The 24032-nt window shown below is 46.0% G+C and carries 23 protein-coding genes; 19 read left to right on the top strand and 4 right to left on the bottom strand.

The features are described from left to right. The first annotated feature begins 10 nt into the window (after positions 1-10). The 3 genes from AC0KUT_RS18435 to AC0KUT_RS18425 all read left to right on the top strand — a co-directional run bounded on the left by AC0KUT_RS18435 (position 11) and on the right by AC0KUT_RS18425 (position 1676). Complete coding sequence (locus tag AC0KUT_RS18435; protein ID WP_488831861.1) at positions 11-436, top strand: type 2 periplasmic-binding domain-containing protein; 426 nt, start codon at positions 11-13, stop codon at positions 434-436. A gap of 295 nt (positions 437-731) precedes the next feature. After that, positions 732-1361, top strand: coding sequence for a tetratricopeptide repeat protein (locus AC0KUT_RS18430; protein WP_488831860.1), 630 nt, complete (start codon positions 732-734; stop codon positions 1359-1361). Between the two features lie 66 nt (positions 1362-1427). Beyond that, the gene (locus AC0KUT_RS18425) at positions 1428-1676 is read left to right on the top strand and encodes a tetratricopeptide repeat protein (RefSeq protein WP_488831859.1); all 249 of its coding nucleotides are present in this window, start codon (positions 1428-1430) and stop codon (positions 1674-1676) included. A 27-nt stretch (positions 1677-1703) separates the two neighbouring features. Here the strand turns inward: AC0KUT_RS18425 and AC0KUT_RS18420 are convergent, their stop codons facing one another. From AC0KUT_RS18420 to AC0KUT_RS18410, 3 genes are all read right to left on the bottom strand, one after another. Then, entirely contained in the window at positions 1704-2567 is an 864-nt protein-coding gene (locus tag AC0KUT_RS18420; protein WP_488831858.1) for a substrate-binding periplasmic protein, read from the bottom strand. Between the two features lie 96 nt (positions 2568-2663). Next, positions 2664-3005 carry a zinc ribbon domain-containing protein YjdM gene (locus tag AC0KUT_RS18415; RefSeq protein ID WP_488831857.1) on the bottom strand — a complete coding sequence of 114 codons (342 nt, stop codon included), beginning with the start codon at positions 3003-3005 and terminating at the stop codon, positions 2664-2666. A gap of 114 nt (positions 3006-3119) precedes the next feature. After that, the gene (locus AC0KUT_RS18410) at positions 3120-5459 is read right to left on the bottom strand and encodes a Tex family protein (RefSeq protein WP_488831856.1); all 2340 of its coding nucleotides are present in this window, start codon (positions 5457-5459) and stop codon (positions 3120-3122) included. Between the two features lie 348 nt (positions 5460-5807). On the opposite strand from AC0KUT_RS18410, the gene AC0KUT_RS18405 reads away from it, so the two are divergent. The 12 genes from AC0KUT_RS18405 to AC0KUT_RS18350 all read left to right on the top strand — a co-directional run bounded on the left by AC0KUT_RS18405 (position 5808) and on the right by AC0KUT_RS18350 (position 17778). Continuing rightward, positions 5808-6629 (top strand): DUF2884 family protein, encoded by an 822-nt coding sequence (locus AC0KUT_RS18405; RefSeq protein ID WP_488831855.1) that lies wholly within the window; start codon positions 5808-5810, stop codon positions 6627-6629. Between the two features lie 52 nt (positions 6630-6681). Then, a complete protein-coding gene (locus AC0KUT_RS18400; protein WP_488831854.1) occupies positions 6682-7473 on the top strand; it encodes a GIN domain-containing protein in 792 nt (263 codons plus the stop codon). A gap of 188 nt (positions 7474-7661) precedes the next feature. Then, positions 7662-8195, top strand: coding sequence for an RNA polymerase sigma factor (locus AC0KUT_RS18395; RefSeq protein WP_488831853.1), 534 nt, complete (start codon positions 7662-7664; stop codon positions 8193-8195). Positions 8196-8231: 36 nt separating this feature from the next. Next, positions 8232-8594 carry a GntR family transcriptional regulator gene (locus AC0KUT_RS18390; RefSeq protein WP_488831852.1) on the top strand — a complete coding sequence of 121 codons (363 nt, stop codon included), beginning with the start codon at positions 8232-8234 and terminating at the stop codon, positions 8592-8594. Positions 8595-8624: 30 nt separating this feature from the next. Then, positions 8625-9509, top strand: coding sequence for an ABC transporter ATP-binding protein (locus AC0KUT_RS18385; protein WP_488831851.1), 885 nt, complete (start codon positions 8625-8627; stop codon positions 9507-9509). 7 nt (positions 9510-9516) lie between these two features. After that, positions 9517-10452 carry a hypothetical protein gene (locus tag AC0KUT_RS18380; protein ID WP_488831850.1) on the top strand — a complete coding sequence of 312 codons (936 nt, stop codon included), beginning with the start codon at positions 9517-9519 and terminating at the stop codon, positions 10450-10452. Positions 10453-10621: 169 nt separating this feature from the next. Then, positions 10622-11431, top strand: a complete 810-nt coding sequence (locus AC0KUT_RS18375; RefSeq protein WP_488831849.1) for a hypothetical protein — start codon at positions 10622-10624, stop codon at positions 11429-11431. A 158-nt stretch (positions 11432-11589) separates the two neighbouring features. Then, positions 11590-14427 (top strand): insulinase family protein, encoded by a 2838-nt coding sequence (locus AC0KUT_RS18370; RefSeq protein ID WP_488831848.1) that lies wholly within the window; start codon positions 11590-11592, stop codon positions 14425-14427. Between the two features lie 76 nt (positions 14428-14503). Further along, entirely contained in the window at positions 14504-15154 is a 651-nt protein-coding gene (lepB, locus tag AC0KUT_RS18365) for a signal peptidase I (protein ID WP_488831847.1), read from the top strand. Positions 15155-15231: 77 nt separating this feature from the next. Continuing rightward, entirely contained in the window at positions 15232-15567 is a 336-nt protein-coding gene (locus AC0KUT_RS18360) for a hypothetical protein (protein ID WP_488831846.1), read from the top strand. A gap of 103 nt (positions 15568-15670) precedes the next feature. Then, complete coding sequence (locus AC0KUT_RS18355; protein ID WP_488831845.1) at positions 15671-16444, top strand: SIMPL domain-containing protein; 774 nt, start codon at positions 15671-15673, stop codon at positions 16442-16444. A gap of 68 nt (positions 16445-16512) precedes the next feature. Continuing rightward, positions 16513-17778 carry a cellulase family glycosylhydrolase gene (locus tag AC0KUT_RS18350; protein ID WP_488831844.1) on the top strand — a complete coding sequence of 422 codons (1266 nt, stop codon included), beginning with the start codon at positions 16513-16515 and terminating at the stop codon, positions 17776-17778. A gap of 8 nt (positions 17779-17786) precedes the next feature. Here AC0KUT_RS18350 and AC0KUT_RS18345 read toward each other — a convergent pair whose 3' ends face one another. Continuing rightward, a complete protein-coding gene (locus AC0KUT_RS18345; RefSeq protein WP_488831843.1) occupies positions 17787-18434 on the bottom strand; it encodes a sulfotransferase family protein in 648 nt (215 codons plus the stop codon). A 221-nt stretch (positions 18435-18655) separates the two neighbouring features. On the opposite strand from AC0KUT_RS18345, the gene AC0KUT_RS18340 reads away from it, so the two are divergent. The 4 genes from AC0KUT_RS18340 to AC0KUT_RS18325 all read left to right on the top strand — a co-directional run bounded on the left by AC0KUT_RS18340 (position 18656) and on the right by AC0KUT_RS18325 (position 23968). After that, positions 18656-19954, top strand: coding sequence for an efflux RND transporter periplasmic adaptor subunit (locus AC0KUT_RS18340; RefSeq protein WP_488831842.1), 1299 nt, complete (start codon positions 18656-18658; stop codon positions 19952-19954). Continuing rightward, positions 19951-23067 carry an efflux RND transporter permease subunit gene (locus AC0KUT_RS18335; RefSeq protein WP_488831841.1) on the top strand — a complete coding sequence of 1039 codons (3117 nt, stop codon included), beginning with the start codon at positions 19951-19953 and terminating at the stop codon, positions 23065-23067. Before AC0KUT_RS18340 ends, AC0KUT_RS18335 begins: the two co-directional genes overlap by 4 nt. A 2-nt stretch (positions 23068-23069) precedes the next feature. Then, positions 23070-23543, top strand: a complete 474-nt coding sequence (locus AC0KUT_RS18330) for a DUF7684 family protein (protein ID WP_488831840.1) — start codon at positions 23070-23072, stop codon at positions 23541-23543. A gap of 116 nt (positions 23544-23659) precedes the next feature. Continuing rightward, a complete protein-coding gene (locus AC0KUT_RS18325; RefSeq protein ID WP_488831839.1) occupies positions 23660-23968 on the top strand; it encodes a DUF3144 domain-containing protein in 309 nt (102 codons plus the stop codon). Positions 23969-24032 lie beyond the last annotated feature (64 nt).

Here is a 24032-nt window from a genome sequence, read left to right as displayed (position 1 = left end):
AGTTGCCACTATGAAATTAACAAGTAAGTCGTTGGCGGCAGCAGTACTCTTGTGTGTCGCGAGTTTTGCCTATGCAGAGGTGTCTGTCATAGTTCATCCGTCATCGCCTGTAGGTTCGCTCACCGAGGATGATATATCTCGGTTGTTTTTAGGTAAGGGAAAAAATTTCCCCGATGGCTCACAGGCTGTACCTATTAATCAGGATGAGGGCAGTACAGCGCGCGATAAGTTTAACGATGCGATTTGTAAGAAAAACGCTAGTCAATATAAAGCCTATTGGTCGCAACTGGTGTTTACGGGTAAGGGTACTCCGCCAAAAGATGCAGGGGATGATGCGGCAGTAAAAGCTTTAATATCCGCAAACCCCAGCATGATTGGCTACATAGATAGCGGGTCTGTGGATGGTTCAGTAAAAGTTGTATTTAAAGTACCTTAGATAAAGCGCCTTAGATAAAGTGCCTTACTTGAAGGTGCCAAAAAAGGTTTTTTTGAGTGTTGATTGTAGGTGCCTGCTTCAGTGGGCACTTACATGATATTCAGTAAAGAGTTAGAACGTTCGTAGAACGGAAAGTTAAGTGTCAGTTAATCAAGTCTCCCGCCAAGCACAGCATCAATCTTTTCCATAAGTTAATAATGTTTAATCGCATGGCGTTTATGGGCTTAATTTTTCGTCTTTATAAAAATGCTTTTTTTGAAGTTAAGAAAATCATTAGGTGTCAGGAATTTATAATATGAAATGGCTGCTTATCTTTTTTGGATGTCTTTTTAGCGCTACTGCATTTGCTGGTTTAAGTGATGGTATCAAGGCCTATAAGAAGCAAAAGTACGAAGTGGCGCTCACTGAGTTTCGTCAGATGGCGGATATAGGAAATGCAGAGGCGAGATACTATTTGGGGGTCATGCAGCGAGATGGATTAGCCATGCCTAAGGATGCCCCGCGTGCTATTTCTTGGTTTAAAAAATCGGCTAGTCAAGGCTATGCCGAAGCGAGCTATCAGCTTGGAAAAATGTACTTTGCAGGTGATGGGGTTGCGCAGGACGTTGAGGAAGCAAGAAATTGGTTGGTTAAAGCTGCTGAGCAAGGTTCTATGCCTGCCCAATATGAAGTGGCTCAGTTCTATTTTGACGGTAAACAGCAAGAAAAAGATATAGTTCGCGCCGTTACCTGGTTTGAGGCTGCGGCTGCGCAAGAAAATATAGATGCCCAATATCAGTTGGGAAATATTTATTTTAGCGGTGCGCTCGGGGCGCAAGATGTAGATGCGGCCTTGCGCTGGTATCGCAAAGCCGCCGCTGCAGGCCATCAAGATGCGCGCTATGTTCTTGCCCATTTTTATATGGAGGGAAAAGTTCTCACGTAAAACTATTCGCTTGCGTTTGCGATGTTTGAGGGGGTTGCTCAAGCAGGAAAGCGCAACGGGCAATACATGTTGGGCTATATGTATGATTACGGTCTGGGCGTCGCTAAAAATCCAAACTCGGCATTTGAATGGTATTTAAAAGCCGCGAATCAGGGCTATGACGAGGCGCAGTTGATTGTGGGTTATATGTATTTTGCAGGGCAGGGTGTGAAGAGGGACGTTATAGCCGCGCAACAGTGGCTAAAAAAAGCGGCCGATCAAGGTAACATCAAGGCAGAAAAAATGCTGAAAGATATTGCTAACTCAACACCATAGCAGCGTGGACCTGTACCTTTCGGTATGTTAATGAGGTTCGAATAAATTCAACCAAAGCTCCTTGCGTTCTAAAGGGGCAGATTTTGGCAGTAATGGATTCTTTAATACGATTATATTTCGCTTTTCTTTTCTTATTTTGGTGATTATCTCTCCAAAGTGTCGATAAAAAATCTCATCAAACTTTCCATTGCGGATAATCGCCTCTAGCCCTTTTGTTAAGTCACGTGCCAGTTCTGTATTGCTTTCTTTTACGTAAAAGTAAAATGCGGTTGGATAATAAATCAATATATTGGGTTCAATTACCACATCAATACGTTCCGTTTGTGAAAGTGACTTTACTTCGTGGTCAATTTCTAGGATTGAACGCGGTAAGTAGTCAAAACGTTTTTTGTTTAGCATATGGTAGAGGCCGATAAAATCGGAGCCCTTGACGGGCTGGAGTCCATTCGCCATTAAAATTTTGCTGTCTGTCCAAGCGTGAAATTGACCTACTTTAAATTTTTTGAGATCAGCTAGGTTTGCTACATTTTTAAGTATGTCTATGTTGTCTTTATGTACGACAGATAAGCGCCAGCCATTCAAACCTTTGAGTATGGGAATGGGAACGGCAAGATATTTTTGATCGCGTTCTTCGGTGGCGTAGGCAATAACTATATCAATGCCTTTATTTTCGTCTAAAAAAATAAAGGAGCGGTGATGTGGGAGGTCTTCGCTGTAGCGGTTGATCTGGTAATTTTGTGTTGGGCTGTATTTAAAGATTTCTGTTAGTAGCTCGGTATGATAGGCATCTCGATCACCGCCCAGGCCCATATAGGTAATGTTTTTGGCCCCGCTCATATTGCTGCTTAGAGCGGCAGTAAAAACCATCAATCTTATAAAAATACTAAGCATATAAGTGACTCGATATCTTGTGACGGCAGCAAAAGGCGAGGTATTAATTGGTGTGTTGAATAGGTTGCCGGATAGGATGGTGTTATCCCGCGGCTATTAGGCTTTTTTTACAAACTCTGACTTCAGCATCATTTCACCGTGCCCATCTACTTTACAGTCGATGTTGTGGTCGCCGTCAACTAAACGATTGATCTTAGATTTGGTGCCTATTTTAATGGTGGTCGATGTGCCTTTTACTTTTAAATCCTTAATCAGTGTAACGGTATCGCCTTCGACCAATGGATTGCCATTGGCATCGCGAATCAGCAAGGTGTCATCCTCAGCTGAGGCCGCTGCGCTTGGGTTCCACTCGTGAGCGCATTCTGGGCAAATTAGAAGTGCGCCATCTTCATAGCTGTATTCAGAGCTACATTTGGGGCAGGGTGGAAGAGTGCTCATAGTGAGTGCCTTTTAGTCGTTAGGTAGTTAAGAATAGATCGGTATCAAAAGATCTGCATGAAATAAACAGCGGATAGAGAGTTCAATTGAGTTCTCTATCCGTTGCGAAGCGTTTTATTTCTTTTTAAGTGCCTGTTGTAAGAGCGCGCCCATGCTGCCCATCGCATTAGGTGCAGGGTTGTTCTTTTGTGCATTGCGGTTTTGATTTTGTGATTGCGGGCGATTGCCACCTTTTCCGCCTGCGCTGCTTTCGGTTTTTTCTCCGGGGGCATCATCAAGGCGCAGTGAAAGCGCAATGCGTTTACGTGCTACATCAACCTCCATAACCTTGGCTTTAACAATGTCGCCCGCCTTCACCGCTTCGCGTGGGTCTTTAATAAAGGTGTGAGATAGCGCTGAGATGTGCACTAAGCCATCTTGATGTACGCCGACATCTACAAAGGCCCCGAAGTTAGTCACGTTGGTAACTGTGCCTTCCAGAATCATACCGGGCACAAGGTCATTGATGGTTTCGACGCCCTCTTGAAATTGCGCGGTTTTAAATTCTGGGCGCGGATCGCGGCCAGGTTTGTCCAATTCTTTAATAATGTCGGTAACCGTAGGAAGACCAAATTTTTCATCAATGTAGTCGGCTGCTTTTATGCCGCGTAAAAAACTGGAATCGCCGATAAGTCCTTTCATGTCACGGTTGTTTTTTACCGCAATTTTTTCGACCACTGAATAGGATTCAGGGTGAACTGCAGAGGCGTCAAGCGGATTGTCACCACCGGCAACGCGCAAAAACCCTGCGGCTAATTCAAAGGTTTTTTCTCCAAAGCGCGGTACTTTTTTCAAGGCAGCACGGGAGTTAAATACACCGTTTTGATTGCGAAATTCTACAATGTTGTTGGCGAGTGTCGTATTTAAACCGGATACTCGCGCGAGCAGAGCGGCAGACGCGGTGTTCACTTCTACGCCAACGGCATTCACACAGTCCTCCACCACCGCATCGAGTGAGCGCGCTAATTGCGATTGGGATACATCGTGCTGATATTGGCCGACACCGATTGATTTTGGATCAATTTTTACCAGCTCGGCCAATGGGTCCTGCAGGCGGCGAGCAATCGAAATTGCGCCGCGAATAGTCACATCTAAATCGGGGAATTCTTTGGCGGCAAATTCAGAGGCTGAATAAACCGACGCGCCAGCTTCGCTGACAATCACAGTGCTAGCCGTAATTTCTTTGTGGGTTTTTAGTACGTCTTTTGCGAACTTTTCTGTTTCACGCGAGGCGGTGCCGTTGCCAATGGCGATGAGGCCAACATTATGTTTTTTGCACAGGTGAACCAGCATGGCTTCAGACTCGGCAATTTTATTCAGCGGCGGTGTTGGGTACATAACGCCGTGATCCAATACTTTACCGGTAGCATCTACCACGGCAACTTTCACTCCAGTGCGCATGCCGGGGTCGAGGCCAATAGTGGCTTTTTGGCCTGCAGGTGCGGCGAGTAATAAATCTTTAAGGTTGGAAGCAAAAACCTTAATGGCGCCGTCTTCTGCTTTCTCGCGCAGCTCGCTGAGTAAATCGGTTTCCAAATGGGTTAAGAGTTTAACGCGCCAGGTCCAGCGCACGACTTCGCCGAGCCAGGTGTCGGCAGGGCGGCCTTGATCCTTGATACGCCAGTGCTCAGCAATAGTCGCTTCGCACGGGTGAGCCGCGCCGGGAATGTCTTCACCGACTTTAATGGCGATGGTGAGGATGCCTTCATTGCGGCCGCGGAACATGGCGAGCGCGCGATGGGATGGTGTGCTTTTGAGTGGCTCATCGTGCTCAAAGTAATCGCGAAACTTTTGTACTTCTTGCGAGCTGTCGGTGTCTTTGCCGGTGGCAACGCGAGCGCTGATATGTGCTTCTTGCTGCAAAAAATTACGCAGGCCGCCAAGCAGTTCTGCATCTTCGCTGAACTTTTCCATCAAAATATATTTGGCACCATCAAGCGCGGCTTTAATGTCGTCAATTTTATGTTCGGGGTTTAGGTATTTAATTGCCTCTGCCTCGGGCGCTAGGCCTGGGTCGGCTAACAAGGCTTCGGCTAGGGGTTCAAGGCCCGCTTCTTTAGCGATTTGGCCTTTAGTGCGGCGTTTGGGCTTGTAGGGCAGGTAGAGATCTTCAAGGCGATTTTTGGTATCGGCCTGTTGAATGTCACGCTCCAGCTCAGGAGTGAGTTTTTCTTGTTCCGTGATTGACTTCAAAATAGCGGCGCGTCGTTCTTCTAGTTCGCGCAAATAGCGTAGGCGCTCTTCAAGGTTGCGCATTTGAGTATCGTCGAGGCCGCCGGTCACCTCTTTGCGGTAGCGGGAGATAAAGGGCACAGTTGCGCCTTCATCGAGCAGCCCCACAGCGGCGCTAACTTGTTGTTCTTTCACGTTTAATTCGGCGGCAATGCGCTGGGCGATACTGGGTAGTGTGGTCATGATGGCGTAGCTCTAGTGATGCAAAAAGAATAAAAAAAGCGCAACAAGGGTGAAAAATGGGCAGCCCAAATGGGCTTGTTGCGGTTGTAGCCAGTGGATGGTGGCTGGAGTTGCTCAAATAAGGGCCCCATTATCGCCAAATATCCCCCTTCTGCCAGACTTGTATTTACGGGCTAGTTGTGAACGGAAAATGCTGCAGTGGAACCGCTAATTATTTTTTTTAAAAAAATGTAGATCATTTGAATCCAAACGGCTCAATAAATACGTCTGAATGAATAAGCGGCTTAATGCCAAGGCTACACAAAAAGTTAGCGTGCAATAAGTAAATCTATAATTGAGGGAAACAAGATGAACAAATTATTATCCAGCGTAATCTTGGTGGTTTCATTCGGTGCTAATGCGGGCAGTGCCAGTGCAGGCGATATCAACTCAAACGATACTCATATAAAAAATGCCAGCGCGAGCCATGGCTGCAATATCAAACTCGATAATCAGGTTAGCATCAGTCGTCATTCAATAGCTGTATTGGAGCATGACAGGGTTCGCTACGAGATTAAGAACAATAAAACATTATTTGTAGATGGCAAGGCGGTAGAACTGAATAATACCCAACAACAATTGGTGAGTGATTATGCGCAGCAGGTGCGTGCGATTCTTCCGGTTGCACAGAGTTTGGCATTGGATGGTGTCGATATGGCGATAGTGGGTGTGCAATCTGCATTTGATGAGCTGCTAGGTGAAAATAATACTGCAACCACAGAGTTGCTTGCTGTATTGCAAGATAGTAAACAGGAAGTGAATCGCTACTTTGATCTTGAACAGCAGCCCATGCTAATTAACGGCAATGAAAATGTAGCGGATAAGTTTTTTGGCGAGGCTTTTGAGCAGCGCATGGAGGCGGCGGTTGAGTCCTCTTTGGAGCAAATAGCAAGCACAGTATTCATGACTCTCGGGAAAGAAATTATCTTTGGGGGTGGTATAGATGTATTCCAGCAGCGCATGAATAACTTTGGGCGGCATATAACAACGGCAATGAAAGATAAAGGCAGCCACCTGGAGGCGCGCGGTAATAAGCTCTGCCAGTCAGTATTGGCTTTAGATTCGCTTGAGGGAACAATGCGCAATAGCATCGTTGCCTTAGCCGGTTTTGATGTATTGCAAGTGCCTTAGTTTTGCTTGGTGTGTCAGGTTTACGATAAATAAATTTTTATAGGAATAAGTTATGAAATATCCCCTCGTAAAATTAGTCTTAATTGCCACCCCTTTATTGCTGGCAAGCTTTAATCTCAATGCGCAGGCTGTGGCTAAGGTCTACCCGATTAAAGGTGTGAGTGAGCTGGTGGTCGATGGCGATACGCAGGTTGAATTAGTGCAAGACGGCACCGAGTATTTGCGGATTGATGCGGATGCGGACATTTTAGCTCGTGTGCGTGTCGACCAAACAGGAAGAAAACTTACGATAGATGTTAAAAATGAAGGTGGTTTTTTTGGTTGGTTTAGTCAGCAAAATAAACGTATTCGCGTGACTTTACGCCTAAAAGACTTGAGCTATCTGGAACTCTCGGGCGCGGCACAATTGAATGCGGGCACGTTGCGGGGCGAGCAGTTAACCTTGGAAGCAAGTGGTGCGGGCGAGGCAAAAATTTCCGCCTTGGAATACCCTGTGCTTAAGCTGGGCTTGTCGGGTGCGAGTAATGCGCATGTGGAGCAAATTAATGGACGAGAACTTGTCTGTGATATTTCCGGCGCGAGTAATCTAGAGATAAGGTCAGCCAGCCAAGTTGAGTACTTAAGGGCAGATGCCAGCGGGGCGAGCAATTTACAGGCTAAAAAAATGCAGGTTGTTAAGGCTCATGTTGAGGCCAGTGGCGCTTCTTATATCGCGGTGTCGGTAAGTGGCGAGTTGAAAGCCAAGGCCAGCGGAGCCTCTACCGTCGATTACTATGGAGCTCCTAAGGCGGATACCGATACCAGTGGTGCGTCCAGTGTAAATGCACACTCTGCGCAAGATTAGTTGGTATAAAGCCGGTGCTTATCTAGTTCCGGCTCGTTTCCTCGTTTGGTGTCGCCTTTTCTCTCTTTCCTGTCTAAATCCTCCCAGCACATAAATCGTTTAAATGGTAAGCGAGGGGTTTACAGTTTTGTTATAGGTGTTATAGTTAACCATAACACTATATCAATGTAAGTCTGTAAGGAGTCGTAATGGATAAGTTGCTCTTAGCCTTAGCCTTGGAAGGTGAAAGTCACGCAGCATTTGCGGAGTTGGTACTGCGTCATCAGCGCCTCGTGCGCGCTTTGTTACTGCGTTGGTGTGGCGGTGATACGCAACTCCTTGAAGATTTAACACAAGAAACGTTTTTGCGCGCATTTCGCAAGCTGAACAGTTTTAAAGGGGACGCACAGTTTTCCACTTGGCTGTATCGCATTGCTCTTAATCAGGCGAAGGATCACTGGCGTCGCAAGCACCTCGATTGGGTTAGTATCGATGAATTATTGGAGCCCCTTATTGCTCCCTGTGCATTGCAGCAAGATGAATTGCGCTGTGATCTACAGCAGGCGATGGCAGCTATTAGTGCCGAGCAACAGATGGCGATTCAGCTCTGCCTTGAGCAAGGTTATTCCCACACGCAGGCCGCGCAACAGATGCAAATTCCCTTGGGTACTTTAAAAACCCACGTAGCGCGCGGAAAGCTCGCACTGCAAAAACAATTACTGCATTGGCGCGCGGCGGCCTAGCCCCGCGCTATGTGCGCAAACATCAAAAGGCACAGCATGAATATACCGTGGAATGATGAACAGCCAATCTACCGGCAGCTGCGCGAGCGGATTGTCAGTTTGATATTGGCGGGCACCTTTAAAGAGGGCGATGCACTGCCCTCGGTACGCCAAGTGGCGGGGGATTACCAAATAAATCACATTACCGTAAGCAAGGCTTATCAGGAGTTGGTGGATATGCAACTAGTAGAAGCGCGGCGCGGCATGGGTATGTATGTACTCAGCGGGGCACAAAATCGGCTACATATTATTGAAAAAGAAAAATTTTTATCTGTTGAATTGCCTGCATTGTTGGAGCGCATCAAGGATCTGGGCATAGGTGTTGATGAGTTGTGCGCCGCACTGCAGAAAACCAAATAGAAAATAACAAGCGCAACAAAGGAAAAACATATGACCGCTATCATAAGCGCAAAAAATGTCAGTAAAAAATTTGGTACTAAACTGGCGTTGAACAATATTAACTTCACCGTTCCTGAAGGTAGCGTACTCGGCTTAATCGGCCCCAATGGTGCGGGTAAAACTACCTTGCTTAAAGGCGTTTTAGGCTTGGCCGACGTTGAGGGTGATCTACAGGTGCTGGGCATGAATCCACACAAAGAGCGAGTTGCCTTGTTAGAACAGGTTTCATTTATCGCCGACACCGCAACCTTGCCGCGTTGGATGCGGGTAGAAAACTTGCTGGACTATGTGGCTGGTGTGCATGCGCGCTTTAATCGTGAAAAGTGCCGTGGCTTTTTGGCAAAAACAAATATCGACCCTAAAAGCAAAGTGAAAGAGCTGTCCAAAGGCATGGTCACGCAACTACACCTCGCTTTAATCATGGCGATTGACAGCAAGCTTTTGGTGTTGGATGAACCGACCTTGGGTTTAGATATTATCTATCGCAAGCAATTTTATGAATCTCTGCTCAATGATTATTACGATGAGAAAAAAACCATTGTCATCACCACCCATCAAATTGAGGAAATAGAAGGCGTATTGACCGATTTGATGTTTATCAATAAGGGAGAGATTGTCCTGGATGTGAGTATGGAGGCAATCTTGGATCAATTTGTTGAGTTGCAAGTGGATGCTGATAAAAAGGCAGAGGCGCTGGCCTTAGGGCCTATCCATATTCGCAATCGTTTAGGCGGGTGTAGCCTGATTTACGAAAATCCTGATCGCACAAAATTACAGACATTAGGGAAAATGTTAACGCCTAGCCTCGCTGATTTATTTGTGGCAAAAATACAACCGCAAACGGCACAGGCCGCTAAAGACACCCAAGGTGAGTGAGTTGACTATGAACAGTAAAAAAATTATTGCGCAAATAAAGCGCGAGTATTGGGAAAATAAAATTGGTTTTGTTTATGTTCCACTAATAATTACCGCTCTCTTTATGTTGGCCTTTATATTTACCGTAAGTTACGGCCTAAGTGACGCCGGAGTGCCACCTTTGAGTGAGGTGGGTGCCCAATGTTTTGGTGTTTCATGCGAGGAGAATCTAGAAAAATTTAGCAGCTATGTTGCTAATACCCCAGAGGGGTTTGACAATATTATACTTGCCATAATGTACACCAATTGTATTTTGGTCAGTGCGGCCTTAGCGTTGGTGCTTATTGCCTTCTTGCACCGCTGCTTATTTGATGATCGTAAAGAGCGCGACATACTGTTTTGGCGCTCATTGCCCGTTAGTGAAACCACTAATGTATTAGTTAAACTGGGTGTGGTGGTTATAGGTGCTCCGCTCATCATTTTAATTACCAATATTATATCGAGTCTGCTTTTAATTATATTGGGGGTCGCAGTGTCGGCGACTCAGGGAATTGCCGTGGGTTATCTAACTAGTTCACTCTGGAATGGAGGGCATCTGAGCGTTCCTTTTATTGTTTTTTATGAAAACATTTACTGGATGCTACTGTTGTTACCAGTGCTTGGTTTCTTTCTTATGGCATCCGCATTTGCTAAACGTTCGCCCTTTATAACTGCATCACTGGTGCCTATGCTACTGCTGTTGGCCGACTACTTACTCAATAAATACATGGGGTTTTCGCTAGGTATTACTCACTTTATGAGCGGTTATTTTGCCATTCTCTTGGAGGCAAAAAATGCCATAGTGGTCGGGCAGTTATTGAAAGTAAATGATGCCATGCTGCAGGATTTATTGATGTTAATATTAATCGGTGGTGTTTTTGTCACAGCGGCTATTTGGCTGCGCAATAACCGTTACGAAATTTAGCTGCGTGAGTGCTGGCTAGAATGCAGTGATTTTTAAGGATGATCGAAAATATCAAAAAAAAGGGTACTCAAATTAGCCAGTAATAAGTTTGGGCGCGAGCACAGGGGGGCGTGTGTATAGTCTGAGGCCGCTAAACGTTATTCGTGTTGTTAAAGAGAAGGAGGCAATAATGGTTGGGCGGTTTTTTGTGCATGATGCTATCTGTGTGCTGCTCATTACATGTGTAATGAGCTTTTCATTTGGTGCTATGGCGGACGGATTAGCCGACTTTCGCAATAGCTTAACGCAGTTGCAGTCTACGGCACCTATTGCACTGAATGCACAGTTTAAACTATTTGGTCGCAGCGGTGAGAGCGATGAATTAATTGAGCGCGAAGGTTTGATCAATTTACGCTTAGAGGATGGGGCGAATGGCTTGCGCGCTGTTTACTCTCCTGCATTAATTGCACAGCTACATGCCGAGGAATTGGCAAAAATTGACAATGAGAATGTAAAAAACTCAGCGCTGAATGCCGTCGGGCAGTTTCAATATTGGGAGTGGCGCGAACTATTGTACCCTGCCGCACAAATGGAGCTGATGTTGGGGCGTTATAACTTTGTTGGCGAAAAAAGGGTTGAGTTAAATGGTGTTTCAGTCAGGTTACTTACCTTTAGTCTGTCGAAAGAAAAGATAGACAGAGATTTTCGTAAATACGTACGCAAATACAAAAATCGCTTTCAAGTGTGGATTGATGAAAAAGGGGTGCCCCTTGCCAGCCAGTTTTTTGAAAAAGGTTCAGGGCGAATATTTATTGTCATTGGTTTTAACTTCAAGACTGAAGTTAAAACCAAATATCAACAGCTGGGTAGACGTTTGATTGCGGCAAAGCGCGAAGTGAAAGATGAAAGTTCAGGCGCGACTATGCAGCGTCAGCGACATTTTGTTGCAACCTTAAGTTCTGATTTGTCACCTTTACCGGGAACCCCCAATTACCATTGAAGTCCTATTGATCGGTGGCAGCTTCGAAGGCAGTACTTTACGGTTAAATCCCCCTGAACTTGTTGTTGCACCTGGTGTGCATAGCGCCGTGCGAGCGGTTCCAAAGTCTGCTAGGCTTGCGCGCTAACTCTATAGAACTCACTCAAAGGAACTACGCTATGTTAAAGCGCTACTCGGCTTATGCCTTCAGTTTTCTGTTGCTAGGCGGAATTGGTTTGGTGAGCTGTGAATCTACCAACAGCACTAAACCTACCGCCCAAAACCTTGAACAAGTCACTATCGTTAAAAGCCCTAACGACGATCGCCAATATTCGGCCCTTATGTTGCCTAATGGCTTGCAGGTGGTATTGGTGTCTGATCCCAGCTTGGAAAATTCAGCGGCTTCTATAGCCGTTGGGGTAGGCAGCGCCCATAATCCGCCCGAGCAGCTGGGGCTGGCTCACTATTTAGAACACATGCTGTTTTTGGGGACAGATAAATACCCAGAGCCCGATGGTTTTATGAAATACACCGCGGCCAATGGCGGTATGACCAACGCCTACACCGCCTACGACAAGACTAACTATTTATTTCAAATAAATGCGGGCAAGTTTGATGAGGCGCTCGATCGTTTCAGTGATTACTTTAAAAGCCCCACGTTTGACCCGCACTTTAGCGATAAAGAACGCAACGCCGTAAACAACGAATGGTCGCTGCAAAAAGCCCAGGATGGTTGGAATCTTTTCGCGCTGCAAGGCTTTACCGCAAATCCAAAAAACCCCAGTTCAAAATTCAATATAGGTAATTTAGATACGCTGCAAGATAAGCCCAGCTCTAATTTGCAGGAAGCGCTGAAGCATTTTTATGATCGCTACTATTCCGCTAACATCATGAAGTTGACCCTAGTGGGCAAACAATCATTACCCGAGCTGAAAGCGCTCGCGGAAAAACATTTCGCCAGTATTCCCAACAAAGAAGTTGTTGTGCCTGAAATTATCGCGCCAGGTTTAACCAAGGCGGAAATGGGTAAGTCAATTCACTATAAGCCAATGAAAGATGTAAAGCTGCTCTATGTGGATTACCCCGTAAAGTCTAATAAGAGTGAATGGCGATTAAAGCCCAATGAATATGTGCGTAATCTTTTGACGTCAGAGGAACCGGGTACTCTCGGTGAACAGCTGCGTGCGAAAGGCCTAGTGAAAATGGTGACGGCCTATATAGACGCAGAAGGCTACGGCCCTGATGGTGTCTTACGGGTACAGGCAGAATTGACCGATAAGGGTTTGCAGCAGCAAGATGATGTTATAGCCGCAATTTTTTCCTATGTTGATTTAATTAAGCGCGAGGGACTTAACCCTAATTATTATCGCGAACTGCAAGCTATGCGTAGCAAAGATTTTGTCAATGCGGCTAAGCCGGAGCCGCTGGATCAAGCGGTAGAGTTAACCGAAGCGCAATTCGATTTACCTGTAGCGAACTTGCTCAATGCGAGCTACATCTATGATCGCTACGATGCTAAATCAATAAAAAAATTACTCGCGCAATTAGATGAGCGTAAAGCGCGTATTTGGTATGTGAACCCTATGGAGCAGGTAGATACACCGGTGCCTTTTTTTGATGGAAGCTATGCACTGCGCACTATCAGTAAGGCAGACTATGCCCGTTGGGATAAGCTCCAAGCCCAACAACAATTTAATTTACCCCCACTCAATGATTTGTTTACAGATGAGCCAGCGCCAATTGTTGATAACAAATACTTAAAGCCACATCAGGTGCTGAGCCAAGCGGGTGTCGAAGCCTACTTGACCCACTCCGAGTTCTATCGCGAAGACAAAGGGCAGTTGGGTGTGCAAATCAATGTGGACTTCGCTCGTTCAGCCCCTAAGCAAATTGTGCTATCGCACGTAGTAAATAGTATTTATGGCAAGCAGACTATGACCCTGTCGGATCGCGCTTCACGCGCCTCCCTAGGTGTTACTACAACGGTGATGGATGCAAACTCTCAAGGCTTATTTATTTCGGGCTATACCAGTAAACACGAGTTGCTATTAGAAAAAATGCTCAATGCTTTCGTGTCCTTGGATATCAATGAAAAAGTGTTTCATGAGGCTTTGGATAGCTACCAACAAGATATCGCCAATAAAAATAAAAACCATGTGTTTCGTCAGCTTTATGGGCACACCGGGCGTTTAACAAGCAAGGTGCAATATCAAGATGATGAGCTTTTAGCCGCTGCGGCAAAAATTACTCTTGCAGATGTTAAGGCCTATCACGCTGCTATTAAGGCGAATCCATTGTTGCGTATTTTTGCTGTAGGCAACTATACCGAAGAGCAAGTAAAAACCATGGCGCTTGCCGCCGCCGCCATATTGCCCGGCACACGCATGCCCGTCACGCGTGCGCTTAATGGTTACAGCACACCAAAGTCTAACCAAGTTGTAGGCTTTAGTGAGTCAGTAGACTTGGCCGACAGCGCGGTATTGCAAGCTTGGTTTAGTGACAAGAAATCTGACGATGAGCAGGCGCAATTGGCAGTGTTAAATGCGCTGTTTGGCAATGCATTTTTTATGCAGTTGCGCACTCACGAGCAGCTCGGTTATGTCGTTACCAGTTTCAACTACGCAGTGGATGATGTTCCTGGCTTTATTATGCTAGTGCAAAGCTCGAATACCGATTTGCCCGGTATAAAAGCTCGAATGGATAAATTCCGTATGGACTATCTCGCACTACTAAAAGCAACTGATGCGGCCGAAGTTGAACAAGCTAAACAATCTCTCATTGCCAACATATTGCAAAAACCGACAGATTTTTATGCAGAAGCGGGGCGCTACACCAGTGAATTTTGGAATGGAAAGTACGCCTTTGATGATCGCGATCGATACTTAGCTGCCTTGCAAAAAGTGACGAAAGAAGATTTGGTGCGAATATATGAGCAACTATTGCTCAACAAAAATAGCGGAAAAATGCTTTTGCAATTGCGTGGCACCAATTTTAAAGACAAACCTTTTGCAAAGTAGTTGCTTTGGTTGCTTGTTGGCTTAATACCTTAATCCTCCTTGCCGCGAGGGGGATTATTCTATAAAGGAGATAGTAATGAAACATACATTATTGGGTGCGTGGAATGACAATAAAGTTTTTATTATTGGCATTGCGTTAATGTTTGTGTTTCGCAGTGCATTCGCTGACTGGAATGAAGTTCCTACAGGGTCAATGAAACCCACAATTCTTGAAGGCGATAGAATACTGGTGAATAAAATGGCCTACGATCTACGCGTACCATTTACCCATATCTCTTTGTATAAAAGAGCAGACCCTGAACGCGGCGATATCATAGTGTTTGATTCAAAAGTGTCGGATAAGCGTTTGGTTAAGCGTGTTATTGGGCTCCCTGGTGATAGCGTAGCCTTGGAGAATAATGTTCTATCGATTAATGGCACTTTGCTAAATTATAAAGTGTTGGGTGCTACTGCGATGGAAGTTGATAAATTAGAAAATCTCTTGGTTGTAGAGCATAGCGTAAGGCTCAATAAAGCCGGCTCTCGTTTGTCGAGTTTTGGTGCTGTAACAGTGCCTGCTGGATTTTATTTGGCGATGGGTGACAACAGAGATATCAGCGCGGATTCCCGTGTGATCGGCTTTGTGCCGCGCGATGAGCTGGTGGGTAGATCGAGAAGTGTCGTTATGTCTTTCAATTACGATAATTATTACATCCCTCGTGCAGATAGGTTTTTTCATCAGCTTTGATATTTACTGTAAGGCGCGCGATAAGCTTTAGCTTTATAAAATGGATAATCACCGCGCGATCATATTAGGAGAAGACTATGCGTAGTTATGTGTTGGCCTTAGCGGTGTTAAGTTTGTCTGGTTGTAAGTATGATTTTGATACGGGTTCATCTGCTTTCACCACTGGCTTTGGAAAACATATTCAGCTCAGCTGTCTTCTCGATAATATGAATGCACTGCCTGAATATAGCCTTGTGGAAAAATCGAGTACAGAGTATCTGTTGGACAAGCCGGGTGTATTACTATCGCTTGATATTGAGCTAACTGGAAACGAGGTGACTAGCTATACGTTTAAATCAAAAATGGAGAAGAGCAAAGATGGCTATATCCATAATGATGTGCATGGATTTTTGATGAAGGGTTGTGAGCATTAGATAATCGCTAATGGGATGGGGCTAAGCGTTTTCTATACTTGTAGGTTCTGTAGATTAAGACGGGTATAGCTTGTTAGTAAAATAATGAATAGAAGGTAATCCTATGAAGTTAGTAATGATCGTTCTGGCTGTATTTATTTCTTGCGGTGCTCTCGCTGAGCCTGAAATCAAAGGTAGCCCTGAGGATGTAAGAAGTATTATCTATCCCCGCGATAACCTAGTCACTATAAATGAGTCTGCAGAGGAGACTGCCTATTCTGATACCGCTATTGTGACCCTGTTGGTGGAGACAGAGTCAAAACTTTTGTCCGAGTCTATGAAGCGAAACTCAGAGATACGCGCCGCTATAGTGCAGAAAATTATTGCCTTCGGTATTAGCCCTGCGAGTATAAAAAATTCGAAGTTTTCATCCTCTCCTCAATATGGCTGGTTTGGTAAAAAAGTAGATACCTTTAAAGTGGTTAATCGAATCTCGATTAAAATCGCGGAGGAGCCGCAATTGCAGTATTTGTCAGAAGTGTCTGATAGCTATCCAGAATCCTCTATTTCTAGCACTGTATTTGAACACTCCAAAAAAGATGAGTATCAACAGAAAGTCAAGGAAAAGGCGCTGGCCAAGGTAATGGAGCGCAAAGTGTTTTATGAAAAATCCCTAGGAGTAAAGTTGATGGCACAGTCGTTCGTTGAAAAAGTCAATGCCATTCAAGCTACTGAAGGTGCCGGTGATGTGGAGGAGATTATAGTTACAGGTATACGCGCTGGCGGCAGTGGCGGATACAAAAAACAATATGCGCCAGAAGTTCAAACACCGGAAAACTCCTTTGATGAAATAAAATACTCCTCCTCGGTAGCTGTTGAGTTTAAGGTGTTGCAGTAGTCAATAGCTGGTCGCCAGCAAGATGGTTGATGGGGGCTTTGTCAAGATAAAATCTATGTGAAAATATTATGAATACAAATCTAGCTAAAGGATTCTTGTTTGCCTCAATGTTTGTTTTTTCCGCATGGGCTTGTGCTGATAGAGACACCCTGTATGTTGACAGGGGGGCACTCTTTACCGCGGCGAATGAGCCACTGGTTATGCGCGGCTTTAATGAGATGTTCGTTTGGTCTAAGGATAAAACTGGTAAGCATTTACTTTCTGAAATAAGTAAAACAGGTGCTAATACGGTGCGTTTGGTTTGGGATAAAAACACAGCCAAAGCAGACCTTATAACCCTTATTGACAACACGCTTGTACAAAAAATGGTGGCGATACCTGAGTGCCATAGCGCTACCGGAAAGTGGGGGCGTGCATTAAAGGCCTGTATCGATTTTTGGCATGATCCTCAGCTTATTGCGGCTATAGAGCGCAATCGTCAGTGGACTATTGTAAATATAGCTAATGAGGCGGGCGACCAAAACATCAGTGACGAAGATTTTTTCACTACCTATCAAGCGGCAATTAAATCGTTGCGCACCTGGGGCTACACAGTGCCTCTGATGATCGATGCATCACTTTGGGGCCAAAATCTGGATCAGCTGTTGCGTGTTGGGCCTAGATTATTAAAAGAAGACCCTTTGGCTAATATTATTTTTTCTGTGCACTCCTATTGGCCTGCGGCTGTGTCAATTGAGAATTATGAAAAAGTTGCTCAAAAAGCCAAGGCGCTAGGTATTACAATGATTGTGGGGGAAGGCCCTTCAGTCACTCGCGTTGGTCAGTGTGATCTAGAGCAGCCTTTACCCTATTTAGAGGGCATGAAAATATTACATGAACATAACGTTGGTTGGCTTAATTGGTCTTGGGGCGGCATGAAAAATGGCGATTGCGATAACTTCCGCTATTTTGATATCACTCAGGCTGGCAGCTTTGGGCTCTGGACCCACACGCCTGGGGCGAATATTGTTGCGCTAAGTCCTTACAGTGTTATGCAAACATCTGAGCGACCTTCCTCTTTTTATACCGACGGTGTGGTGAAAGTTTCAGGTGTGTATCTCTACAGTGAAAAACGTGAATTGACCGTGGGTGAAGTACAAAGCTTTAAGGTGCTCGTTGCACCGTTAAATGCGGCAAACAAAAATTATTTATTAACTCTTGATGGCGACACGGCGAGCATCAAAATCGATGAGAAAAATTCACGGCTCATTGCGATAAAAGCAGGTGCAGTAAAGCTCAAGGTAACAACACAAGACCAAGGCTTGCAGTGGATGCTTGATTTGAGGGTTAAATAACGCTGTATTTATTGATAATCAAAAAACTTTTTATGCTCTTTGCCTGCGCTGAGAGCATTAATTTTATTAGGGTGTTTAAAATTCTTCCAGCCGTCCACTTGTTTGCCGATATTGAAGTGGGGGAAATCGTTCTCTACATCGCCTCCTATGGTGTCACACCCTGTTAAGGTTAAAAAATCTGCGAGCTTGCGTAGGCTTCTTGCCTGACTAATATCCAATTCAAGTAAATCATTTCTATTCGAGAAATAATCCATAACGCTCAACTGATGTGTTCTATAGCAATTGATAAGGTGCTCTTCATCCAGTGGGTTTAAACAGCTGTCTAGTTGAAATGTCTGTTTAAGGCTGCGTTTGAGCACGGGGTGGAGATAGCCTATTTTTTCATTTAACTGTGGCAGCATTTTTTTGAGCAGGCGCTGCATAGAGGGCGCCCAAATCTCTGGTGTTCTATGCAGGTAAACAAACCTAGAGCCGGGGAATAGTTTATCTAGCTGCGCATAGTCACTAAAGCAGGGCGCGTCAGCGATGGCGTCAGCGAGCTCAAAGGCGCGCTTGGTATAGGCGGTGTGCGCAACCTTGAGGCCAAGTTGTAGCAGGGCCACACTGATACTGGTAGTGCCCGTGCGCGGTAGGCCAATAATGAAAACTTTGTTCATAGGGTAGAATTAACGGCTCGTTGTTAGAGAATTAGGTTATTTTTACGGGCGAGTAAATTTGTCACAGTTGGTCGAATGCATCGCTGGCGCCTGTTAGCGATGCTTATTAAGCCCCTTTACCCCCTAAACCGCAAATATGTGTAAGTGGGCTTCGCTATTTTTCTGTGAGCCGCCACAATAGCTCTACGATTATTTAAATGAATTAATGAGATGGACGCGTTATGAAGCAGTGGATTGGGCGTGTGCCCGTTATTTTAGTGGTATTGGTTATTGGCTTGGTGCTTATAGCGGTGACCATTTTGTTCAAGCCTGTTCCCAAGCTGCGCGCTGCTAAGGTTCCTTCACTTCCGCGCGTAGAGGTGGTGTTGGCAGAGCCTAGTACCATGGCAGTGAATGTGGCGGCGCAAGGCACCTTAGAGCCGCGCCGCCAAATTGATTTGGTCGCTCAGGTATCGGGCGTGATTACGGAGGTCGCCCCAGAGTTTATTAGCGGCGGTTTTTTTGCACAGGGTAATACCATCGTGCAAATAGACCCGCGCGACTATCAGGTGGTATTAGCGCGCGCTAACGCTGCGCTCAAACAGGCGGAGCAACAGCTTGCAACCGAGCGCGGTATGGTTCGCCAAGCAAAGCGTCAATGGCGCGATCTGGGCGATGCTGCGGCCAATCAGTTGTCGCTGCGTAAACCGCAATTGGCTGCTGCTGAGGCGCATTTGGCCGCCGCTCAGGCGGAGCGCGACCAAGCCCAATTAAATTTGGAGCGCACGCGTATTCGCTTGCCATTTAATGGTCGTATTAAAAATACTTGGGTGGATCTCGGGCAGTTCGTCGGCATGGGCGCAAAAATTGCGACGGTCTATGACGATGCGGTTGCGCTGGTGCGTCTATCGCTTACGGATCAACAAGCGGCGTTAATCGATTTGCCACTGACTGGACGCACCGATAAAGATAAGAGCCAATGGCCAGTGGTAGATCTGCGTGGCATGGTGGCGGGTGTTGAGCATGAATGGCGTGGCCAGATTACTCACACAGAAGCGAGCCTTGATCCGCAATCGCGCATGTACTACGCCGTAGTAGAAATTGCCCAGCCATTTTCTGCCAAAGATACGTCACCCATGATGATGGGTATGTATTTAAACGCAGAGATTCACGGTAAACCCTTACCGCAGGTGACGCGCTTACCGAAAAGCGCGCTCTTTCGTCGCGATAAAATTTATAGCCTTAATGCTGAGCAACAAGTGCAAGAAAAAACGGTAAAAATATTGCGCTTAGATGAAGACTGGGTGTGGATACAGGCAGACATAGCGCAGGGCGAGGCCATAGTCCTTACGCGTCAGGGCTATCTCAACCCGGGGGCAAAAGTTGCGATTGATACGGACCGAAAAAGTGCAGCAGCTTCAAGTCAGGCTGCACTTGAGGCATCTGAAAAAAGCACAAGCGATGCGCGCGTTAATGCGGCGGCCACTAACGCTATTGTTGTATCAACAAAGAAATCCCATGAAAAAGGAGCTGCTGAATGAATCGCCTTATTCAGTGGTTTGTCGAAAATAGGGTGGCCGCTAATTTACTCATGGTGCTCATTTTTGTGGGCTGTTTTTTTAGTTTTTCTAATTTAAGCAAAGAAGTATTCCCCGTTGTTGCGCGCAATTTTATTGAAGTGCAAATGAACTACCCTGGTGCTGGCCCTGCAGAAGTTGAGCAGCAATTGGCAATTCGAATCGAGGAATCGATTGCCGACTTAGAAGGTATTTATGCGATTAGCTCTAAATCCCGTCAGGGCTTTGTCGTAGTCAGTATTGAGGTGGCCAAGGGTTATGATCCGCAACAAATTTTGGGTGATGTAAAAACTCGCGTTGATGCTATCAATACTTTTCCGGGCAATGTAGAGCGCCCTGTCGTGCGGCGGCAAATGGGGCGCAGTCAACTTATGAGCATAGCGCTCTATGGTGATGTAGATGAAGCCGCGTTAAAAGAAACCGGTATGCGCATTCGCAATGAGCTGGCGCTGCTGCCCGGTATCTCGCAGGTGCAACTCAACGGTACGCGCCCTTATGAAATGGGTATAGAAATTTCGGAAGAAAACCTGCGTCGCTACCAACTAACCTTTGATCAAGTCGCGCAGGCAATTCGTCAAAGTTCATTAGACTTACCCGCCGGTACTATTCGCACCCGCGATGGCGATATTCAAATTCAAACCCGCAGCCAAGCAGATAGTGCCGACGAGTTTGGCCGCATTCCGGTGATTACCCGTGCCGATGGCAGCAAGCTTTTATTGCGCGATATAGCCGAGATTGACGACGGCTTTTCCGATTGGACCTTAGTCGCCCAATACAACGGCAAACGCGCCGTGTTTTTAGAGTTGTCTATTTCAGAAGACCCGGACATTCTCGCCGCTGCGCGCGCTGTGAGTGACTATATCGACAACATTAAACCTATATTACCGGCGGGTATTGAAATAGATATTTGGCGCGATATGTCCAAGCTCTTTGGTGCGCGTTTAAATTTATTGGCCAGCAATGCTTTTGGCGGTTTGATATTGGTGTTTGTAGTGCTCATGTTATTTTTGCGTCCGCTCATTGCCATCTGGGTATGTGTGGGCATTGCTACTGCCTTCGCGGGTGCAATTTGGATGCTGCCCTATTTGGGCGTCAGCATTAATATGGTGTCACTCTTTGCATTTCTATTGGTGTTGGGGATTGTGGTGGACGATGCCATCATCGTTGGTGAAAGTATTTATACGCGGCAGCAACACGGTCTTAAGGGCTCAGCCAGTGCTGCCAGCGGTGCCAAACTGGTGAGTGCACCGGTATTCTTCTCGGTAGCTAGCACCATGATCTTTTTTATGCCGATGCTCGATGTACCTGGCGCTATGGGGCCAGTAGCTGCACCTATCGCTGTAGTTGTAATCCTCTGTTTGATTTTTTCCCTTATAGAGTCGCTGTTAATTTTGCCGTCGCATTTGGCACACATGAAGCCGGAGCGAGAGCCGCGCAACATTGCCCTTAAAAAATTATCGGTCCTGCGCCATAAAGTGGCGGCAGGTTTGGATTATTTTGCCAGTGCACTCTACCAACCTTTTTTGGCAAAGCTTCTACGGCATAAGGGTGCAACTATTCTTGGTTTTGTCATGGCCTTTGCGCTCTCGTTAACACTCTTTAGTACAGGCTGGCTTAAAAGTAGTTTTATGCCGCAAGTGCCAGGCGACTCGGTAGAGGCACGCCTAACCTTGCCTGAAGGCAGTTCATTTGATGAAACGCAGCGCATTATGCGCAAGGTGCAAGATGCCGCCTTAGCGCTGCGCGACGATAAAACACTGCAAGACATTAATGGCGGTGAATTTGTTCGCGGCATTCAAACTTGGGCCAATGGTGTCAATATTTATATGGCGGTCGCCTTGCAAGATGCTGAGTTGCGCAAGGTTGGTGTGGACGCCGTTACCAAGCGCTGGCGCGAGTTAATAGGTGAAGTACCCGAAGCAAAAGTATTTAGTTTGGATTTCACCATCAATGGCTCTAACGATGACATCAAATTAAATTTAAGTATCGACAGTAATTCCACAGAAGACCAGCAAGCTATTGCTGATGAAGTCACCGCAGCCTTAGCGCTCTATCCCAGCGTATACAATGTCAAAACTAGTCTTGAGGCATCGCGTCCCGAAATTGAATTGCGCTTAAAGCCCAACGCTGAAATGCTCAATATAAATTTAAATCAAATCGCGCGTCAGGTACGCCAAGCATTTTATGGCGAAGAGGCGCAGCGTATTCCTCGCGGTAGTGAAGATGTACGTGTTTTGGTGCGCTACCCGCAAGCAGCGCGCGAGTCACTACAGCAGATAAATCACATGCGTGTACGTACCGCTGAAGGGGTGGAGATTCCTCTTCTGGAAGTGGCTGAGGTGGTATTTGTCCCCGGATATACGGTGATCAATAGGCGTGACCGCAAGCGCAACATCAGTGTAACAGCACGTGTGACCACAGAGGGTGATGCGCAAGCCATCGTCAAGGCGATGAAGGCGCAACACTACCAAGACTGGCAGCGGCGCTATGCAGGTTTTGGGTTGCAGCCCGACGGCAATATGCGCGATCAGGCGGATTTTCAAACAGCTATGTTGCAAAGCTTTTTATTGGCGCTCTTTGTTATCTACATCATGATGGCGGTAGCCTTTCGCTCCTACTCCCAGCCTTTAATTATTTTAACAGCAGTGCCTTTTGGGTTTATGGGGGCTGTTATCGGCCATATGCTGATGGGGCGCGAAATCAGCATGCTCTCTATGCTTGGCTTTATCGCCTGCGCCGGCGTTGTGGTGAATGACAATTTGGTGCTCTTGGATCGTATTAAACAATTGCGACAGCAGGGGGAGGCCGTTTATGATGCCGTTGTGCAAGCAGGGCGCGACAGATTTCGCGCGATCTTGCTCACCTCACTCACGACGTTTATAGGGCTAGTGCCGATTATGATGGAGCAGAGTGTGCAGGCGCGCTTTCTTATCCCCATGGTTATTTCACTTGCATTTGGGGTGCTCTTTGCCACGTTGGTCACGCTAATATTGGTGCCCTGCCTGTTCTTGTCGGGAGATGAGCTAGGGGCCAAGCTCAAAAAAATATTACCTAATGGAGATCTAGAGGAAAATTAAATATGGAAATGGAATACCTTCAGTTAAGGAATAATGATGTTGTACCGGCGCTAGATCATTTGCGCCCATTCAAATGTGTACTGCTAATCGACAGTGATTTTTCGACCGCTTGGCAAAAGAAGATTAGTGAGCGATTGGTGAAATCGGGCTGCTATTATCTGATGCCCTGGGGTAAAAATGCCAGTTCATGGAATGATGCGATAGATAGTGCGCTACTGGCCCAGTTTAATTATCAAACCATTCCGGCAGAGTCATCGATCATGACCTCTTGGTATGATTATGGCTCAACCATGGATTTATTTGCATTTTGTAAAGGCATGGCGAAACATGAAGTGCAGCAGTTGGATAACACCTTAGTGTTGCACATATCCGAAACAGATAGAGCTGAGTCAATTCTGCGCAACTACTGCGCAGCGGGAAGTCTTCATGTTGGAGGCAAAGCTACGCTAAGAGAGCGGGCGTTAGCTTGGGGCTAGTTAATCTGTTGTGAATGCAACCTAACTTTCTACAAATGCAACACCGAGAGGCCGTGCGATAAAACGCACGGCCTTATTCATTGTGAAATTCAATTCATTTATATAAAGAGATTTTTATGACCGACACTAACGATGAAACAATCTTTTGGGATCAGGTAGATGCTTTTATTCAGCAGGCCAATGATGCTTGCGACAATACAGATTCCGGCATAGTAGGTGCTGCGCTGCTAAATGCATCTGCGCGCTTCAATGCCTTTGTGGTCGCCTCCAGCTCGCTGGACCGCATTGAGTTTGCAGCAGACATAGATGAGACTCTGAATTATTTGACAGGTCGCTATCGGGATTTTCTGCGCGAGCACTTGGAAGACTACCGCGATAATTATAAAACGTTGATTCGTGCAGATGAAGATGTTACTGGCGAGTAATAATTGGCAGTGCTTTCGCTGCGATTCCCATATTTATATTTGATGCATGCCATCATATATTTTT

It is taken from the genome of Cellvibrio sp. 25HG11W-0, assembly GCF_057815475.1.
This window is presented reverse-complemented; position numbering and strand designations above follow the sequence as displayed.

What these genes read in the sequence shown, in the direction of transcription:
- AC0KUT_RS18435 (WP_488831861.1), top strand. Translation starts at nt 11, where the DNA reads ATGAAATTAACAAGTAAGTCGTTGGCGGCAGCAGTACTCTTGTGTGTC.
- AC0KUT_RS18430 (WP_488831860.1), top strand. Translation starts at nt 732, where the DNA reads ATGAAATGGCTGCTTATCTTTTTTGGATGTCTTTTTAGCGCTACTGCA.
- AC0KUT_RS18425 (WP_488831859.1), top strand. Translation starts at nt 1,428, where the DNA reads ATGTTGGGCTATATGTATGATTACGGTCTGGGCGTCGCTAAAAATCCA.
- AC0KUT_RS18420 (WP_488831858.1), bottom strand. Translation starts at nt 2,567, where the DNA reads ATGCTTAGTATTTTTATAAGATTGATGGTTTTTACTGCCGCTCTAAGC.
- AC0KUT_RS18415 (WP_488831857.1), bottom strand. Translation starts at nt 3,005, where the DNA reads ATGAGCACTCTTCCACCCTGCCCCAAATGTAGCTCTGAATACAGCTAT.
- AC0KUT_RS18410 (WP_488831856.1), bottom strand. Translation starts at nt 5,459, where the DNA reads ATGACCACACTACCCAGTATCGCCCAGCGCATTGCCGCCGAATTAAAC.
- AC0KUT_RS18405 (WP_488831855.1), top strand. Translation starts at nt 5,808, where the DNA reads ATGAACAAATTATTATCCAGCGTAATCTTGGTGGTTTCATTCGGTGCT.
- AC0KUT_RS18400 (WP_488831854.1), top strand. Translation starts at nt 6,682, where the DNA reads ATGAAATATCCCCTCGTAAAATTAGTCTTAATTGCCACCCCTTTATTG.
- AC0KUT_RS18395 (WP_488831853.1), top strand. Translation starts at nt 7,662, where the DNA reads ATGGATAAGTTGCTCTTAGCCTTAGCCTTGGAAGGTGAAAGTCACGCA.
- AC0KUT_RS18390 (WP_488831852.1), top strand. Translation starts at nt 8,232, where the DNA reads ATGAATATACCGTGGAATGATGAACAGCCAATCTACCGGCAGCTGCGC.
- AC0KUT_RS18385 (WP_488831851.1), top strand. Translation starts at nt 8,625, where the DNA reads ATGACCGCTATCATAAGCGCAAAAAATGTCAGTAAAAAATTTGGTACT.
- AC0KUT_RS18380 (WP_488831850.1), top strand. Translation starts at nt 9,517, where the DNA reads ATGAACAGTAAAAAAATTATTGCGCAAATAAAGCGCGAGTATTGGGAA.
- AC0KUT_RS18375 (WP_488831849.1), top strand. Translation starts at nt 10,622, where the DNA reads ATGGTTGGGCGGTTTTTTGTGCATGATGCTATCTGTGTGCTGCTCATT.
- AC0KUT_RS18370 (WP_488831848.1), top strand. Translation starts at nt 11,590, where the DNA reads ATGTTAAAGCGCTACTCGGCTTATGCCTTCAGTTTTCTGTTGCTAGGC.
- lepB (WP_488831847.1), top strand. Translation starts at nt 14,504, where the DNA reads ATGAAACATACATTATTGGGTGCGTGGAATGACAATAAAGTTTTTATT.
- AC0KUT_RS18360 (WP_488831846.1), top strand. Translation starts at nt 15,232, where the DNA reads ATGCGTAGTTATGTGTTGGCCTTAGCGGTGTTAAGTTTGTCTGGTTGT.
- AC0KUT_RS18355 (WP_488831845.1), top strand. Translation starts at nt 15,671, where the DNA reads ATGAAGTTAGTAATGATCGTTCTGGCTGTATTTATTTCTTGCGGTGCT.
- AC0KUT_RS18350 (WP_488831844.1), top strand. Translation starts at nt 16,513, where the DNA reads ATGAATACAAATCTAGCTAAAGGATTCTTGTTTGCCTCAATGTTTGTT.
- AC0KUT_RS18345 (WP_488831843.1), bottom strand. Translation starts at nt 18,434, where the DNA reads ATGAACAAAGTTTTCATTATTGGCCTACCGCGCACGGGCACTACCAGT.
- AC0KUT_RS18340 (WP_488831842.1), top strand. Translation starts at nt 18,656, where the DNA reads ATGAAGCAGTGGATTGGGCGTGTGCCCGTTATTTTAGTGGTATTGGTT.
- AC0KUT_RS18335 (WP_488831841.1), top strand. Translation starts at nt 19,951, where the DNA reads ATGAATCGCCTTATTCAGTGGTTTGTCGAAAATAGGGTGGCCGCTAAT.
- AC0KUT_RS18330 (WP_488831840.1), top strand. Translation starts at nt 23,070, where the DNA reads ATGGAAATGGAATACCTTCAGTTAAGGAATAATGATGTTGTACCGGCG.
- AC0KUT_RS18325 (WP_488831839.1), top strand. Translation starts at nt 23,660, where the DNA reads ATGACCGACACTAACGATGAAACAATCTTTTGGGATCAGGTAGATGCT.